Source organism: Breoghania corrubedonensis, assembly GCF_003053845.1.
Classification (GTDB): Bacteria; Pseudomonadota; Alphaproteobacteria; order Rhizobiales; family Stappiaceae; genus Breoghania; species Breoghania corrubedonensis.
The window spans coordinates 21,277-37,441 of record NZ_QAYG01000010.1 but is presented as its reverse complement, the minus strand read 5'-3'; the positions used below and the strand labels follow the sequence as shown (position 1 = coordinate 37,441).

At 62.8% G+C, this 16,165-nt stretch carries 16 protein-coding genes; 4 read left to right on the top strand and 12 right to left on the bottom strand.

Annotated features, from left to right (window positions below; all coding sequences use genetic code 11):
- Window positions 1–23 precede the first annotated feature (23 nt).
- The gene (locus tag C8N35_RS24410) at window positions 24–1,553 is read right to left on the bottom strand and encodes an ATP-binding protein (protein WP_107991446.1); all 1,530 of its coding nucleotides are present in this window, start codon (window positions 1,551–1,553) and stop codon (window positions 24–26) included.
- Window positions 1,554–1,826: 273 nt separating this feature from the next.
- Here C8N35_RS24410 and C8N35_RS19690 point away from each other — a divergent pair, with 273 nt between their 5' ends.
- Together C8N35_RS19690 and C8N35_RS19685 are read left to right on the top strand one after the other, a co-directional pair.
- Complete coding sequence (locus C8N35_RS19690; protein ID WP_107991445.1) at window positions 1,827–2,438, top strand: glutathione S-transferase family protein; 612 nt, start codon at window positions 1,827–1,829, stop codon at window positions 2,436–2,438.
- 102 nt (window positions 2,439–2,540) lie between these two features.
- Window positions 2,541–3,173: a uracil-DNA glycosylase family protein gene (locus tag C8N35_RS19685; protein WP_107991565.1), complete on the top strand. Its 633-nt coding sequence runs from the start codon at window positions 2,541–2,543 to the stop codon at window positions 3,171–3,173.
- Window positions 3,174–3,279: 106 nt separating this feature from the next.
- Here C8N35_RS19685 and C8N35_RS19680 read toward each other — a convergent pair whose 3' ends face one another.
- Window positions 3,280–4,221 (bottom strand): sulfurtransferase, encoded by a 942-nt coding sequence (locus C8N35_RS19680; RefSeq protein WP_107991444.1) that lies wholly within the window; start codon window positions 4,219–4,221, stop codon window positions 3,280–3,282.
- Between the two features lie 178 nt (window positions 4,222–4,399).
- Between C8N35_RS19680 and C8N35_RS19675 the strand changes: the two genes are divergently transcribed.
- Window positions 4,400–4,894 (top strand): Lrp/AsnC family transcriptional regulator, encoded by a 495-nt coding sequence (locus tag C8N35_RS19675; protein WP_107991443.1) that lies wholly within the window; start codon window positions 4,400–4,402, stop codon window positions 4,892–4,894.
- Between the two features lie 145 nt (window positions 4,895–5,039).
- Here C8N35_RS19675 and C8N35_RS19670 read toward each other — a convergent pair whose 3' ends face one another.
- The 3 genes from C8N35_RS19670 to hcp all read right to left on the bottom strand — a co-directional run bounded on the left by C8N35_RS19670 (window position 5,040) and on the right by hcp (window position 9,083).
- Entirely contained in the window at window positions 5,040–5,918 is an 879-nt protein-coding gene (locus tag C8N35_RS19670; RefSeq protein WP_107991442.1) for an NAD(P)-dependent oxidoreductase, read from the bottom strand.
- A 105-nt stretch (window positions 5,919–6,023) separates the two neighbouring features.
- Window positions 6,024–7,169 carry a trans-sulfuration enzyme family protein gene (locus C8N35_RS19665; protein WP_107991441.1) on the bottom strand — a complete coding sequence of 382 codons (1,146 nt, stop codon included), beginning with the start codon at window positions 7,167–7,169 and terminating at the stop codon, window positions 6,024–6,026.
- A 333-nt stretch (window positions 7,170–7,502) separates the two neighbouring features.
- Window positions 7,503–9,083, bottom strand: coding sequence for a hydroxylamine reductase (gene hcp / locus C8N35_RS19660; protein ID WP_107991564.1), 1,581 nt, complete (start codon window positions 9,081–9,083; stop codon window positions 7,503–7,505).
- Window positions 9,084–9,458: 375 nt separating this feature from the next.
- Between hcp and C8N35_RS19655 the strand changes: the two genes are divergently transcribed.
- The gene (locus C8N35_RS19655; protein ID WP_107991440.1) at window positions 9,459–9,833 is read left to right on the top strand and encodes an RrF2 family transcriptional regulator; all 375 of its coding nucleotides are present in this window, start codon (window positions 9,459–9,461) and stop codon (window positions 9,831–9,833) included.
- 159 nt (window positions 9,834–9,992) lie between these two features.
- Here the strand turns inward: C8N35_RS19655 and C8N35_RS19650 are convergent, their stop codons facing one another.
- The 7 genes from C8N35_RS19650 to C8N35_RS19620 form a co-directional block, all read right to left on the bottom strand.
- Entirely contained in the window at window positions 9,993–10,823 is an 831-nt protein-coding gene (locus C8N35_RS19650) for an ABC transporter permease (RefSeq protein ID WP_107991439.1), read from the bottom strand.
- Window positions 10,820–11,530, bottom strand: a complete 711-nt coding sequence (locus C8N35_RS19645; protein WP_107991438.1) for an ABC transporter permease — start codon at window positions 11,528–11,530, stop codon at window positions 10,820–10,822. The genes C8N35_RS19650 and C8N35_RS19645 overlap by 4 nt, the downstream gene beginning before the upstream one ends.
- Window positions 11,531–11,660: 130 nt before the next feature.
- Window positions 11,661–12,431 carry an ABC transporter substrate-binding protein gene (locus C8N35_RS19640; RefSeq protein WP_107991437.1) on the bottom strand — a complete coding sequence of 257 codons (771 nt, stop codon included), beginning with the start codon at window positions 12,429–12,431 and terminating at the stop codon, window positions 11,661–11,663.
- 232 nt (window positions 12,432–12,663) lie between these two features.
- Window positions 12,664–13,971, bottom strand: coding sequence for a molybdopterin molybdotransferase MoeA (locus tag C8N35_RS19635; RefSeq protein ID WP_107991436.1), 1,308 nt, complete (start codon window positions 13,969–13,971; stop codon window positions 12,664–12,666).
- Window positions 13,958–14,482, bottom strand: a complete 525-nt coding sequence (gene mobB / locus C8N35_RS19630; protein ID WP_107991435.1) for a molybdopterin-guanine dinucleotide biosynthesis protein B — start codon at window positions 14,480–14,482, stop codon at window positions 13,958–13,960. The genes C8N35_RS19635 and mobB overlap by 14 nt, the downstream gene beginning before the upstream one ends.
- On the bottom strand, window positions 14,479–15,165 hold the full coding sequence (gene mobA, locus C8N35_RS19625; protein ID WP_107991434.1) for a molybdenum cofactor guanylyltransferase MobA: 687 nt from the start codon (window positions 15,163–15,165) through the stop codon (window positions 14,479–14,481). The genes mobB and mobA overlap by 4 nt, the downstream gene beginning before the upstream one ends.
- Before the next feature lie 387 nt (window positions 15,166–15,552).
- Window positions 15,553–16,011, bottom strand: coding sequence for a BLUF domain-containing protein (locus C8N35_RS19620; RefSeq protein ID WP_107991433.1), 459 nt, complete (start codon window positions 16,009–16,011; stop codon window positions 15,553–15,555).
- Window positions 16,012–16,165 lie beyond the last annotated feature (154 nt).

Here is a 16,165-nt window from a genome sequence, read left to right as displayed (position 1 = left end):
TCGCGCCCTGGAAGGGGTAAGCGTCAGGACGCCTTCTTCATCGAAGGCCGGTGCGTGGGTTCAAGCGCCGGCATCTCTTCCATGACGCGCGAACGCGGGAAGGTGATGATGACCTCGGTGCCCTCGCGCAGCTTCGAGCGCAATTCCAGCTTGCCGCCGTGCATGTTCATCAGCGCCTGAACGATCGGCAGGCCGAGGCCCGTGCCCTGTTCCGCGCTCTTGATCGCCAGCGAACCCTGGCCGAATGCCTGCAGCACCAGCGGAATTTCGTCTTCGGGAATGCCGGGGCCGTTGTCGCGCACGCTCACATACTGGCCGCCGCCGGCGGTCCACCCCGCCTTCACCGACACCTCGCCGCCCGACGGCGTGAACTTCACCGCGTTGGAGATCAGGTTCAGCACCACCTGCCGGATGGCGCGTTCGTCCGCCCAGAGTTTCGGCAATCCCTCCTGGAACTGTTCGCGGATGGTGAGGCCCTTGTTCTTGGCCCTGAGCTTCATCAGGTGGATGCAGTCGTCCACCAGATGCGGGAGCGTGATCGCCTCCTCGTTCAGCTCGTAGCGGCCCGCCTCGATGCGCGACAGGTCCAGTATCTCGTTGATGAGGTTCAAGAGGTGCTGGCCGGAGGTATGGATGTCGCCGGCATATTCCCTGTAGGTCTTGTTTTCCAGCGGCCCAAGAACCTCATTTTTCAGGACTTCCGAAAAGCCGAGAATGGCGTTCAGCGGGGTCCTCAGTTCATGACTCATGGTTGCCAGGAACCGTGATTTGGCGAGGTTCGCCTCCTCCGCCCGCCGTCGGCTGTCATCGCTCACCGCCTTGGCCTGTTCCAGCTCGATGATGAGCTCGTCCTTCTGCGCGCGGTACTCCAGCATCATCACGTTGGAGGAGAACATGCGGTGGCCGAGGATGGCGAAGAAAACCTGCGCGCCGAGCCCCATCGCCGCCATGGCGTAGTAGACGGGCTCCTGGCGTTGAAGGAACACGTAGGCAAGCGCGATTGTCACCGGCAGTGTCGCGGCATAAAGCGCGCCGGGAATGTTCGACGACAGCATCGTCATCATCGCGATGATGACGAGCACGGTGGCGAACTGGAAGACCTCGAAATTCTCGACGGTCCGGTCCGCCTGCAACAGCATGATAGCGGCCCAGGCGAATCCTTGCAGGAAATCGCCCATCATGAAATTTCGCCGCCAGCGCTTCAGGTCGATGCCGCTTATGGGCGCCTTCTCGAAGCGGTGCGACATCGACAGAAGCAGCAGGTGGGCGAGAATGACCGAACTCACCCAGGAGATGATGGTCGCCGCACCGATCCAGTAGTAGCAGATGCCGGCAATGATCAGGGTGAAGGCCGGCAGTGCGAATGTCGCGGAGATGCGCGTCTTGGCATAGATGAGCGTCAGCTCGTAGTCGAAGTCCGCCCGCATGCCGGACGAACTGCCAAGTTGCTCGCGCACCGACCGGACCGTGCGCGAGACGGCGCGCCGGCGGCCTGCGCGCTGGCTGTTCAGCGCGGTTTTTTCAGCGGTCGATGCGGTGCTGTCGGCTTGCATGGGCACGCGTGCGGGGCTCGAGTTTCGCGGCGCCGAAACCCTGTCGCCGCCGCTTTCCTTGGAGCGGCGGCGCCGGGCAGGGCGGGCTGTGACTTAACAGATTGTCGCCATAATTCCTTAAGAACAGATTCAACGGAGTGGTTAATTGGCAACCAAATTCGCCATTCTTGGTAAATCCGTGAGGGCCCGCAGGCGGTGTGGCGGGGGCTTGCCGCAGCCTGCCCGTCATGCTCGACTGCGTTGCAAACAACGATTGGGGGAGGGTTCTCAAGGATGAAACTGTATGACAGCGGTCGCGCGCCAAACCCGCGCCGTGTTCGGGTGTTCCTGGCCGAGAAGGGCATCGATTTGGCGTTGGAGCAGGTCGATATCGGCAAGCTTGAGCAAAAGAGCGATGCTTTCACCGCGATCAACCCCTACCAGCGGGTGCCGGTTCTGGAACTTGATGACGGAACGCTGATTTCCGAAACCGTGGCCATCTGTCGCTATATCGAGGAAACACATCCCGAGCCGCCGCTGATGGGCATCAACGCCATCGACAAGGCGATGGTGGAGATGTGGCAGCGACGCATGGAACTCACCTTGTTGCTGCCGGTCGCCTTCGTCTTCCGCCATCTGCATCCCGCGATGAAGGAGATGGAAGTTCCTCAGGTCGCCGAATGGGGGGAGGCGAACCGGCCCCGGGCCATCGAGCAGATGCGTTTTCTGGACGCGGAGCTGGCCAACCGCGCCTACATTGCCGGAGAGCGCTTTACCATCGCCGATATCACCGCAATGATCGCCCTCGATTTCTGCAAACCATCGCGCATCGAGATACCCGATGACCTGCCGAACCTTTCGCGGTGGTACGAGGCGGTGAAGGCGCGGCCGAGCGCGCAGGCCTGACGTGGCGCGCGAGGTGAGGCCTCCGCGATCTGTGGTTCTCGCGCAACGAGCGGCCTCGCCTTGTCACTCCGCCACGCTGTGTTCCATGATTTGACCTTGGCCATGAAAGACGATGCTTCGGCGCCCGACCTGGGCACTCTTCTCAGCGAGATCCGCGCCTGTCGTATCTGCGTGGAACGTCCGTTGGCGCGCCCGCTTGCGCACGAACCGCGTCCGGTCGTGCGTGCAAGCCGCTCGGCCAGGCTTTGCATCTGCGGACAGGCCCCCGGCACCCGCGTCCATGCCTCGGGCCTTCCTTTCGACGATCCGTCAGGCGAAAGGCTGCGCGATTGGCTGGGTGTCGACCGCGACACCTTCTATGACGAGAGCCGTCTCGCGATCATTCCCATGGGGTTCTGTTTCCCCGGCCAGGACGCCAAGGGCGGCGACCTGCCGCCCCGGCGCGAATGCGCCGCCAACTGGCACGACCGGCTGTTCGCCGCCCTGCCGCAGGTCGAACTCGTTCTGGCGATAGGGCAATATGCGCAGGCCTATCATCTGGGACGCGAACGCAGGCGCACCTTGTCGGAAACGGTGGCCGACTGGCGTCAGATCCTCGCGGAGGCGCGCCAGCCGCGTCTGCTACCGCTGCCGCATCCTTCCTGGCGCAACAACATCTGGCTGCGGCGCAATCCGTGGTTCGAGGCGGAACTTCTTCCGGTCCTGCGGGAGGAAGTCGCGCGGCTGACGGCATAAGAGACAGCGAGCGATCCGGGCTTCCTCAAAAGGAAAAGCCCCGGTTGCGGAACAAAATCGCCGTCCCGCCTCCAGGGCTTGTGTTGATCGCGGTGCGAGACCGCTGTCAGTCCTTGTTCGGCGCGCCAAGGTCCACCGGGCGGCCCGGATCCATCGTCCAGCCCACCATCGATGCGTCGTAGAGCTTGACGTTCTCGTAGCCGAGCACCTCGTGCAGCACGAACCAGTCGGCGGATGCCCAATGGCCGGTGTTGCAGTAGGAAACGATATTGGCGTCCGGATCGCCGACCTTGGCGGAGGCGATCATGGAAAGCTCCGCCTTCGGCTTCAGCTTGCCGGTAGCGGCGTCGAAGAAGGTATTCTGGTCGAGGCTGACGGCGCCGGGCAGGCGGCCAGGGCGTGAAGCGAGCTTGTGCTTCGTCTCGCCGGTGAAGAAGGCCTCGGGGCGCGCATCGACCAGCACCGTCCTGGTGCCGAGGTCCCCGGCCACCTCGTCGGTGGAGATGATGATGTCCGGGTCGGGAGCCGCCTTGAAACTGGCCGCCTTGGGTTCGACCTTGTCGGTGGAAAGCTCAAGACCCGCCGCTTTCCAGGCGCGGATGCCGCCGTCGAGTATGGCCAGATTGTCGAGGCCCAGCTCCTTCAGTGTCCAGTAGACGCGAGTGCCGGCGGAAAAGTCGGAGCTCGATGCTCCGCTGGGGATCACGACCACCGTCTTGTCCTTCGTCACGCCGATGCCGGAGAGGTAGGCCTCGAGTGCATCGACGCTCGGCATCTGCGCTGGCACACCGTCGCGCTTGGCGCGCCAGGCGCCGGGGTAGGGCGCGGAGATCGCCCCGGGAACGTGACCGTCCCCATAGGTGGCGGCCTTGTCCTTCGCCGTCGCCGGCCGGATATCCAGAATGACAAGGTTCTTTTCGTCGAGATGATCCTTCAGCCATCCGGTGGTCACCAGTGGCGAGAGGGCGGGTGTCGCGGCCAGCGCCACCGTGGCGGAGATCGCAACCGCCGCGATCGCTGTGGCGAAGCTCTTGATGGGGGACAGCATGGGGGGCTCCTCGGTGAAACGATGCAGATTGAATTGACATTCGCATCCAAAAAGGACAAGCGTGTCAGTGCGCAAGTTTAGAAGAAAAATCTAATATTCCACGGATGTGGATGCGTGATGGAAGCTGGATATCGATAATGTTGATATATGTAGAAAAATATTCTAGGGAAGTCTGACAATGATAGACAAGGTCGACCGTCGTATCCTCTCCATCCTGCAAAGCGATGCGACCGTTCCCGTGGCCGAGATCGGCCGTCGGGTGGGGTTGTCCACCACGCCGTGCTGGAGGCGCATCCAGAAGCTGGAGGAGGACGGCGTCATCCGCAAGCGCGTCGCGCTTCTCGACGCGCCCAAGGTCAACGCCAAGGTCACGGCCTTCGTCTCCATCACCACAAACCAGCATACCGACGACTGGTTGCGGAAGTTCGCGGACGTGATCCGCGAGTTTCCCGAGGTCGTCGAATTCTACCGTATGGCCGGTTCGGTGGATTACCTGCTGCGCGTGGTGGTGCCGGATATCGATGCCTATGACGTTTTCTACAAGAAGCTGATCTCGAAGATCGATATTGCCGACGTCTCCACCACCTTCGCGATGGAGCAGATCAAGAACACCAGCGAGTTGCCGCTGAACTACATCGTCATCGGCAAGGAGCGGGCAGGCTCTGCGGACTAGAACGCTTTCCGGTCAAACGGACCCGTTTGATCGACAAGAAATCGCCCCAGGGGGTGGAATAAGCGGCCCATCCCTCGAGACGGGCCGCCCCCGTCAAGGCTCCCGCAAGACGGCCCGCCGGCCGTTCCTGTCGTGTGCTCCCGGTCTATTTCTCGCCCTTTTCCAGTCGCGCGATCAGGCTGGATGTATCCCAGCGCTTTCCGCCCATGGCCTGTACCTCGGCGTAGAACTGATCGACGACGGCCGTCACCGGCAGCCGGGCGCCGTTGGCGCGTGCCTCGTCCAGACAGATGGAGAGGTCCTTGCGCATCCAGTCCACCGCGAAGCCGAAATCGAACGTTCCGTCCGCCATCGACTTCCAGCGGTTTTCCATCTGCCAGGATTGCGCCGCGCCCTTGGAGATCACGCCGATCACTTTCTCCACATCCAGATCCGCCTTGCCGGCGAAGTGGATCGCCTCCGACAGCCCCTGCACGAGGCCTGCAATGCAGATCTGGTTGACCATCTTGGTGAGCTGGCCGGCGCCCGTCTCGCCCATCAGGCCGACCATCTTGGCGTAAGCGTCGATGACCGGCCGCGCCGTCTCGAAAGCATCCGCATCGCCCCCTACCATAACGGTAAGCTGGCCGTTCTCCGCCCCTGCCTGACCGCCGGAAACGGGGGCGTCGAGAAAGGTAAATCCCTGGGCCTTCGCGGCGTCGTAAAGTTCGCGCGCCACATGGGCGGATGCGGTCGTGTTGTCGATGAAGATCGCGCCTTCCTTCATGCCCTTGAAAGCGCCGTCGGGTCCCAACGTGATGGATCGCAGGTCGTCGTCATTGCCGACGCAGCAGAACACGAAATCGCAGCCCGCCGCCGCCGCCGCAGGGGTCGCCGCGCGCTCTCCGCCGTACTGCTTCACCCAGGCCTCTGCCTTTTCCGCGGTGCGGTTGTAGACGGTCACATCATGTCCGCCGCGCGTCTTCAGGTGGCCGGCCATCGGGTATCCCATGACGCCGAGACCGATGAATGCGACATTCGCCATGTTACGTTTCCCCCACGGATTTCGTTGAAAGCAATGAGCGTGCCGACGCGCGCCCTGCGTCGATCGCAAGCCTAATCGAAGACGGTGCCCGAACGGAAGGTCGTTTCAGAGCGAAAGTGCCTGGTCCAGATCCGCGATCAGGTCGTCGGCATGCTCGATGCCGATCGAAAGCCTGAGCAGGTTCTTTGGAACGCCCGTCGCATCGCCCTCGATCGAATAACGGTGCTCGACGAGGCTTTCCACCCCGCCCAGCGACGTCGCGCGCAGGAAGATCTGCAGTCGTCCGGCGGCGGCCAGCGCGTCCTCAGCTCCGCCCTTGACAAGCACCGAGACCAGCGAGCCGAACCCGCCGCTCATCTGACGTACGGCGATGTCGTGGCCCGGATGGGTTTCAAGTCCCGGATAGAGCACCCGCTCCACCTTGTCGTGGCCGGCCAGGAAGCGCGCGATGGCTAGCGCGTTGGCGTTCATCCGCTCGACGCGAAGTGAGAGCGTGCGCAGGCCACGCAGCAGCAACCACGCCTCGAAGGATCCCAGCACGGCGCCCGCGTCATGCCGTTCCTCAGCGATCAGACGCCAACGCTCCGAAGAGGCGTCGCGGGCGGAGACGACGCCGGCGAGCAGATCGGAATGGCCATTCAGCGCCTTGGTGGCGGAATGAACGACGAAGTCCGCGCCGAATTTCATCGGCTGGCAGACGAGCGGCGTCGACGCGGTGGCATCGACAACCAGCACTGCCCCCGCCTCATGTGCGGCATTCGCTGCGGCCTCGATGTCGGTGACCTTCAATGTCGGGTTCGAGGGGGTTTCGATGAACACCAGATCGGCTGCGGCCTGTTCGAGCGTTTCCGACAGTCTGGCCGGATCGCTTGTGTCGCATTCCACGAGTGCAAGCGCGTTGCGCTTGCAGAACTTGCGAACCCACACCGTCGTTCCCCAGTAGATGCCCGACTGGACGACGACGGCCGCGCCTTGCGGGACGGAGCGAAAAACCGCTGCGATCGCCGCCATGCCGGAAGCGAAGAGGCGGGTCTCTTCGGCCCCTTCCATGCGCGCGATCAAAGCTTCGGCCTGCCGATAGAGATCGTTGTCGTCGCGCGAATAGAGGTGGCCGGGGCTGGGCAGCGCATAGTCCGTGCCGCGCGCAAAGGTGGTGGCCGGAGCGATGCCGGGGACGACGGCACCCGTGCGTGGGTCGGGACTTCCACCCGCATGGGCAAGGACGGTGGCGATGTTCTTATCTGTGCTCATGGTGGCTCCCGAAATGCGGAATTCATCTGAGGAATAGGCGGTGGAGACCGATTAGAAAAGAGAAAACCCGGGTTTGCCTGCGCATCCGGCCCCCGTTACCGCCACGTCACGCGTATTAATGGCTTCGTCCGGGTAGCGACAGCCCCCTTGTTTCAAGAAGGTGGGACCGGACCGCCAAGGCGGGGCCGAGCAAATTGAATGAGCCCCTGAGACGACGGGGCGATCTGAGCGGAATGAGCGCGTGAGGTGGGGAGGCCTGCCTCACGCGCCTTTCTGTTTCCACGAGTGCGGCGCTATCGAGTGCCGTTCCGCTCGCGGCGGATGAGGGGCGGATCAGGCCGCCTGCATCGCCTTCAGGTCATTTTCCACTGTGTCGATGGGCATGACGTTGAAGGTGTCGACCAGCACCTGAAGCACGCTCGGCGTGATGAACGCCGGCAGGCTGGGCCCGATCCGGATGTTCTTCACCCCCAGATGCAACAGGGCGAGCAGGATGCAGATCGCCTTCTGTTCGTACCACGACAGCACCAGGTGCAACGGCAGGTCATTGATGGAGCACTCGAATGCATCGGCAAGCGCCATGGCCACCTTGACCGCGGAGAAGGCGTCATTGCACTGACCCATGTCGAGCAGACGGGGCAGGCCGCCGATATTTCCGTAGTCATGGCCGATGACGCGGAACTTTCCGCAACCCAGTGTCAGGATCGCCCAGTCCTGCGGCAGGGATGTCGCCAGGTCGGTGTAATAGCTGCGGTCGAATTTCACGCCGTCGCAGCCGCCGATGAGAACGAATTTCTTCAGCGCTCCCGACTTGACCGCATCGATGATGGTGTCGGCAACCGACAACACTGCGTTATGGCCGAAACCGACCAGATGGTCGCCGGCGTTCGTCTCGTCGGTGAAGCCCGGTGTGGCCTTGGCCGCCTCGAGCAGCGCGGAGAAGTCGCTTCCCTCGACATGCTTCACGAAGGGAAACGCCACGAGGCCGCAGGTGTAGATCCTATCCTCGTAGGTCGGCGCCGGCCGCTGAATGCAATTGGTGGTCATCAGGATGGGGCCGGGGAAATTCTCGAACTCGCGACGCTGGCGCATCCAGGCCCCGCCGTAATGCCCTGCGAGATGGGGATACTTGTTGAGCTCGGGATAGCCGTGCGCCGGCAGCATTTCGCCGTGGGTGTAAATGTTGATCCCGGTGCCTTCGGTCTGCTCCAGCAGTGCCTTCAGGTCCTTCAGGTCATGGCCGGAAACCAGAATTGCCTTGCCCGGAACATGGCCCATGCGCACAGCCGTGGGCACGGGATGGCCGTAGCTGCCGGTATTGGCTCCATCGAGCAGGGCGAGGACAGCGACAGTGACTTCGCCACATTTCAGGTTGAGTGCGATCAGCGCATCGGGATCGCTCAACCCCTCGGCCAGCTTCGCCAGGGCTTCGATCATGAACGCGTCGACAACCGGGTCTGTCCGGCCAAGGCGGCGCGCATGATGGGCGTAGGCCGCCATTCCTTTCAGGCCGAAGAGCAGCAGATCCTGCAGGCCGGTCACGTTCTCGCCCTGACGGGCGCGGCGGGCGGAGATCCCGACCTTGTAGGCGTTGGTCAGGCGCTCTTCACGAGAGGCTCCGCTGGCCTCCGGATTGGCAGGATCGGTCATGGTGTCGACCGCAACAATCAGCGCCTCGATACTTTCCGCGTCGAAATTGACGTTGGTGACGGTGGTGAACAGCGCATTCTCAAGCTGCGCCGACGCCCCTTGCGGCCTTTGTTCGGCCGGAACCGTCGAAAGCGATCGGGCAAGGCGCTGGGCGGCGTCTATCAGCAGATCCTGAAGGTCTGCGACGTCAGGTTCCTTGCCGCAGACGCCGATGTCGGAGCACCCGCCGCCGGGCGTGGTTTGTTCGCATTGATAACAAAGCATCCTGGATCCCCATTTCTGGAGCTCATCCCGATCGGGTTGAATGGACCAGATCGACAGGACCATGCTCAACATCTTGATCTTGAGCATGTTTCCGGCCGCTCGGACGGTTCAGTCAGAACGGAAACGCTCCGGGCGCCCGCAAGCGGGCATGCCTTTCCCGTTCCTACCCTTGACGGGTGGGTTGATAACGGGATGTTTCGAGATGACCAAAAGGAGTATATTAAATACCCCATTTGTCGCTCGAACCATGATCCGCGTGGATGGACGTGTCAAGCGGGCGTATCGGCATACGGCGGCGACGAATTCGCGCTAATATGAAAAGGAAGACCGGGCGCAACAGGCCCGTTTTAGAGGACAGGAGACCTCTGTCGCACCATGAAAGTGACGCAATTCACGGACTTTTCGCTGCGTTTGCTGATGTATCTGGCGCAGGAGCCCGATCGCCTCGTGACCATAGGTGAGGTGGCCGAAGTCTACGGCATCTCGTCGCAGCACCTGAAGAAGGTGGCGCAGAGCTTGTCTGGCGCCGGACTGGTGAAGGCGGTGCCGGGCAAGAAGGGAGGGCTGCGGCTGGCCTGTTCGCCGACGCAGATCAATCTCGGGCAACTGATCCGCCGGCAGGAGAACCTGACGTTGCTCGATTGCGCCGCATGCCCCTTGAAAACGTGCAAGCTGACCAGGCTTTTCGATCAGGGGCTTTCCGCGTTTCTGGACGTTTTCGACGGAAAGACACTTGCCGACATCGTCTAGAGCGCGTTCCGACCAAGCGAAATCGCTTGGTCGACAAGAAACCGCTTCAGATCAAAATCCTGAGCATATTCTTGTCCATCGGATTGAGTAAATCTGATTGGAATATGCTCTAGGGTGTGGCCCCATACCCTGCGTCCGCCTGACGTGCGACCGCCGGCCTCAGCGCTTGAGGTGCCGGGTCAGGCGCGCCTCAAGCTTGTCCCACACTCTGCGCAACCCTTCCACCAGGATGATGTAGAGCATCGCCGCCCATAAATAGGCCTGGAAGTCGTAGGTTCGCGAATAGATCCGCCGGGTCTCGCCCATCAGATCGAAGACCGTGACGATGGAGACGATGGCCGAGCCCTTTAGCATGAGGATGACCTCGTTGCCATAGGGCCTCAGCGCTGTGATCAGTGCCTGCGGCAGCACGATGCGGAAGAAGATCACTCCGCGCTTGAGCCCCAGCGTCTTGCCCGCCTCGATCTGTCCTGCGGGCACGTTGCGGATCGCGCCGGCGAGGATTTCCGCCTGATAGGCAGAGGTGTTGAGCGTGAAGGTCAGCAGCGCGCAGCCCCAGGCGTCACGCAACAGCCACCAGAGCCCGATATCCTGCAGGAACGGACGGAACGATCCCGCGCCGTAATAGAACAGGAACACCTGCGCCAGAAGTGGCGTGCCGCGGAAGAAATAGACGTAGGAATAGGCGATGCGGCCGATGATCTTGTTGCTGGACAGGCGCCCCATCGCCACCGGCAGCGAGACCAATGCTCCAAGAACGACAGATAACCCCACCAGTTCGATGGTGACGATAAGCCCTTTTATGAACTTGGCCCCGTATTTCGCCATGAATTCCGGATCGAAGGAACTTACGAGAAAGGCGACAAGCCCCAGTCCCATCGCGATCCAGAAACCCATCAACGCGTAGCCGGCGATCCGGGTGAAGGTCCAGGGGCGCGCTGTCTTGACGGGGGCGGGCGGGGCTTCGGCGGCTGCCGATCCGAGGCTCATCGCGTGTCCCCCTTGCGCGCCCAGGCGTCGATGCGGGCAAGTCCCGCGGAAGAGATCATCGACAAGACGAGGTAGATCAGGCAGGCGAGCCCGAAGAACAGAAAGGCCTCCTTGGAGACGCGCGCGGCTACACCTGACATGCGCAGCAGGTCGGAAAGACCGATCACCGAAACCAGCGCGGTGTCCTTCAAAAGCACCAGCCACAGGTTCGACAGGCCCGGCAGGGCAAGCCGGATGAGTTGCGGCAGGATGACGAGCCGCATGGTCTGGTAGCTCGACAGGCCGAGCGCGTAGCCCCCTTCGTACTGGCCCTGGGAAATGCCGCGGAAGGCGGACAGGAACACCTCGCTGGAATAGGAGGAGAACACCACCCCCAGAGCCACCATGCCCGCCAGGAAGCTGTTGATCTCGATATAGACGCCTTCGACGAACAGGCCGATGAACGCCTGCAGGCCGATCTGCACGCCGTAATAGATGAGAAACAGCGTCATCAGTTCCGGCAGGCCCCGAAAGATCGTGGTGTAGATGTCGGCGGCGCGCTGGAGGTTTGAATCATCGGAATTCTTGGCGAGTGCCAGCAGGAATCCCTGCAACAGTCCGAGCGGCAATGTCGCCAGCGCCAGGGCGATGGTCAGAAGTGTGCCGGCGGCGATTTCGTCGCCCCATCCTTCTTTGCCGAAGGAGAGCAGCGTCAGGACGTGGTCCATATGTCGGCCTGGGCTTGCGTCATGCAAGGATGCTTCGACCGGCGGATGCGGAACCCGCCGGCAAAAACGGCGAACCCGGCGCGGCGGACATCGATGTCCTTCCGCGCCGGGTGACAAAACTGAAGAGTGATCAATCGCCGTAGACGTCGAACTCGAAGTACTTGTCGTTGATCTTCTTGTAGGTGCCGTTCGCGCGGATCGCCACGATCGCCTTGTTGAACTTCTCGCGCAGCGCGTCGTCTCCCTTGCGCAGTGCGATTCCGATGCCCTCGCCGTAGATGGCCGCATCCGGCTTCACCGTGCCCAGGATCTTGCAGCAGGCGCCGTCTTCGCTCTTCACCCAGTCGCTCAGCACGACCACATCGTCGACGACGGCGTCGAGCCGGCCGTTGGAAATGTCGAGCTTGTATTCATCCGCGGTCGGATAGACCTTCACGTCCGCATCCGGGTACTTCTCCTCGGCGAAGTTGGCATGCGTCGTTGCGGACTGCGCGCCGATGGTCTTGCCGGCCAGGGCCTCAGGGCTTACGCCCTTGATGTCTGAATCCTTCGGCACGGCAATGGCCGGCGGGGTGTTGTAGTACTTGTTGGTGAAGTCGACCTTCTTTTTGCGCTCGTCAGTGATCGACATGGAGGCGATGATGGCGTCGAACTTGTTGGCCTCGAGCGCGGGGATCAGCCCGTCCCAGTCCTGGGTCACGAACTCGCACTCGACCTTCATCTCGTCGCACAGAGCCTTGGCGATGTCGATGTCGAAGCCCACCAGCTGGCCGTCCGGCGTCAGGTTGTTGAACGGGGGATAGGCGCCTTCGGTGCCGATGCGAACCGTTTCGGCATTGGCCGTAGCAATTGCGGCGAAGGTCAGCGCTGCTGCTGCGGCGGCGCGGATGATGAAACGCATGGTTTTCCTCTGGGTACGGTTTGTTGCCTTGCCACGACGAAACCGTCGCGGTCGAACGTCGGCGCGCTAAAAATGCGAGCCGGTGCCTTTGCGTATAATCCCATCAAAAATTCCAGCGGCGCAACCGTCTTGCGGATGGGATGGTGTCGCATTCGCATATTTTTTCGGCGTCGGCCACGAATTAGGCAGGTGGCGGCGTGGACGCACGGCCCCAGAGACAGCGCCTGCCGGACTATTTGCCCGGCAGGCCGAGTTCCGTGAAGGGGATGAAGTTGACAATCTCGCCGCGTTCCACCTTGGTGGTCTCCTCGGCGATCTCGATCAGTCCATCGGCTTCGCGCAGGCCCGTGATCAGGCCGGAGCCGTCACGCTCGAACTTGTCGACGCAAAGCCTGCCGTTTTCGTCGTGGGTCAGCCAGCCGCGCGAGAACTCGCGCCGGTCGGGCTTTTTCTTCCTGATCTCGAAGGCGGCGGGGATCTGGAAGCGCACCGGCTCGGGCCAGGGCGCGCCTGACATGGCGACGAGTACGGGCCGCACGTAAAGCAGGAAGCACACCATGGCGGCCACCGGATTTCCTGGCAGGCCCAGCATGATGCAGTCGCCGATCTGGCCGAAATTCATCGGCCGGCCCGGCTTGATGGCCAGCTGCCACATGTGCCGCGTGCCGAGTGCATCGAGGGCCGCGACGAGGTGGTCCTCCTCGCCCTTGCTGGCCCCGCCCGTCGTCAGGATCGCGTCGTGCGTGGCGGCCGCCTCCTTGATCGTGGTGCGGATCAGATTGGGCTTGTCCTTGAGAACGCCGAGATCGATCGCCTCCGCGTCCACGCATTGCAACAGTGCATGCAGCAGGTAGTGGTTGGAATCGTAGACCTGTCCCGGCTGGATCGGATTGCCGGGGCGCACGATCTCGTCGCCGGTGGAAACCAGCGCCACCTTCAGCCGCCGCGTGACGGTAACCTCCGCCTGCCCGACGGAGGCGATGGCGGCGATCTCCTGCGGCCGCAGCCGGCTGCCGGCCGGGATCAGTTCCGCGCCCCTGGCGACATCCTCGCCCGCCCGGCGCACATTGGCGCCTTTCTTCAGGCCCGGCGGAATGATGACGAAGGGCTTGCTGTCCTGATCATGTCGCTCGCAGTCTTCCTGCATGGCGACCGTATCCGCTCCCTCCGGTATCACCGCGCCGGTAAAGATCCGCGCCGCACGGCCGGGAAGCAGCGGCACTTCAGCAGGGTGCCCGGCGGGAATGCGCTGGTCGACGGGAAAGAAGCCGCCGGTCGCCTCGTAGGCGCCGTGAGCGAAGGCGTAGCCGTCCATGGCCGAATTGTCGGTAAGCGGCACGTCGCGCGGCGCGGTTACCGCCTTCGCGAGGACGCGGCCCGCTGCTTGCTCCAGCGGCACGGTTTCGGGCGTCGCCACTGTCTTTACCCGCTCGCGCAGGATCGCGATGGCTTCGTCGTGGCGCAGGCGCTCACTGTCGTGCTGGAAACAATCGTCCACGAGCGTGCGCAGTTCGGGGGGGAGGGGCTTATTCGGCGGCATTGCGTTCCGGCAGTCGGCAGTGATCGATGATGAAGTCGGCGATCGCGCTCACGTCATTGAGGTCAAGCACGGGTACGCTTTCGCCTTCGATTGGGTGGTCTGTGGCAATAGCCACGATGGCGGGGTCGCCCGGGGTGAGCGGTTCCGTTTTGGAGGCGCCAGTGCGGCGCGCCTCGATCTTGGCATGCGCCTCACGCTTGTAGCCTTCCACAAGCACCAGATCGCACGGCGAGATCCGGTTCAGTACCGCTTCCAGCGGCGGCTCGTCATCGCCTCGAAGTTCGTGCATCAATGCCCACCGGTGACCGGAAACCAGGGCCACCTCGACGGCGCCGGCCTCACGGTGACGGTAGCTGTCCGTGCCCTGATGGTCGATATCGAATGCGTGATGGGCATGCTTGATGGTGGAGATCCTGTAGCCGCGCCCGGTCAGTTCGGCCACCAGCCGTTCCACGAGCGTCGTCTTGCCGGAATTCTTCCATCCGGTGATGCCGAAAACGGTTTGCGTCATGCGCTGGCCTCGCTCTTTTCGTCTTTTTCGCAAGCCGGCCGTCGCTGGTGAGAGGGGTCTGCAAGGATGCGCTCCGCCTCTGCCAGGTCTGTCGGCGTGTTGATGTTGAAGAAGGGATCGCGCCCCTCGTGCGGCGGGAACTCGACGGTGAGGTTGCGGTGCCGTTCGACCCAGGCGAGGACCTTGCGGTTTTCCGGATTCGCCAGCCATGCGGCCAGATCGTCCGCCAACGCTACAGGCCAGAGCCCGAAAACGGAATGCCGCTTTCCGCCGCACGCAGCGATTGCAATGCCCGGCTCGTCGCCAAGAGGCACCTTGAGGCGGGCGACGAGATCTTGCGGAAAGAACGGCGTGTCGGCCGCCGCGCTCACGATGTAGGTCGCCTTGGGCGCATTGGCCTGGGTCCACCGCATGCCGGCCAGCACACCCGCCAGCGGCCCGGCGAAACCCTCCACCGGATCTGCCGCGATCGGCAGGCCGAAGCCAGAGAAACGGCCGGGATCGCCGTTGGCGTTAAGCATCAGCGTGCCGACCTGGGGGCTCAGTGCCTCGATCATGTGGGCGAGCAGAACCTTGCCGCCCAACGGCAGCAGCGGCTTGTCGCAACCGCCCATGCGCCGCGCCAGCCCGCCGGCCAGGATGCAACCGACGACGGCCGGATCGCCCTGTGCCTCGTTACTCATGAAGATACTCCTCGGAAATGTCCGTGTGCGGGGCGGGCCAGGGAGGCGGCCATCGCCCCGCGCTTCGCGCCGGGTGGGCGCGCTCAAGGTGGGTCGGCGCGGCGTATAAGATGATTTGCATCGCGGCGAAACCGTATTGATGACCCGTTCTGTGGCCATTTCCCGGCCGTGTGCCCGCAATCGGCGCCAGAAAGGAGAAAAGGGGTGGGAATTCGTGCTTGCGCATTTCCTTACGCGCCGGCGCCTCCTGAGGATTCGTCCATCATATAGGCGCAGAAGCGCAACAGTCACGGGGGAAGGTCTGCGCTGTGCCCCGCAAGCGCACATGGGGCCGGCGGTACCAGGGCGCGGCCCCGGGCAGCACCGCGCAGGACCCACTGGCAGATGTCAGATCTGCAACAGCCGGTTGGTCAGCTGCGCCTCGGCGAGATCGCCCGCTATATGGGCCATCAGCGCCAGAATGTCGGCGGCGTTCGCCGTTTCCGGGCGCGGCATGATCATGGAAAGCTCGGAGGGAAGTTCGCGGCCGTGGTCCATGCGCAGGTCCGCGAAATAGAGCCAGCTGTCGTGAAAGAGCCGGTATTCCACAGCCTTGCGCGACAGGATTTCCACACGCTCGTGACGCGGATCGCTGGCGGCGCATTGCAGGGAAACGTCGACTTGCTCCGCCTGGCCTTCGATCAGCTGGAAGACATGAGTGTCGGTCAGGATGAGCGCGCCGGTAACGCCGTTCAGCGCGTTCATTCGGCGAAGCCGGTTGATGGTGTGCGCGATCTCGTCCTCGATATCGCCCGCGACGACATCCGGCTTGATTCGGCTCCGGTAGCAGATCTGATAGAGGCTCATGGCTTCCTCCCTGCCGTCGCGACGTGGGTAAGCGAACCGCGACTGGCCCTTTCGCCCCGCACCCTCTGCGGTCCGGCGAAAACTCCCCTTCAATGCCGTCAATGGTCGCTCGATAATGTAAAGTACAAGTAAATTTGTAATGTTATCGGTGTGA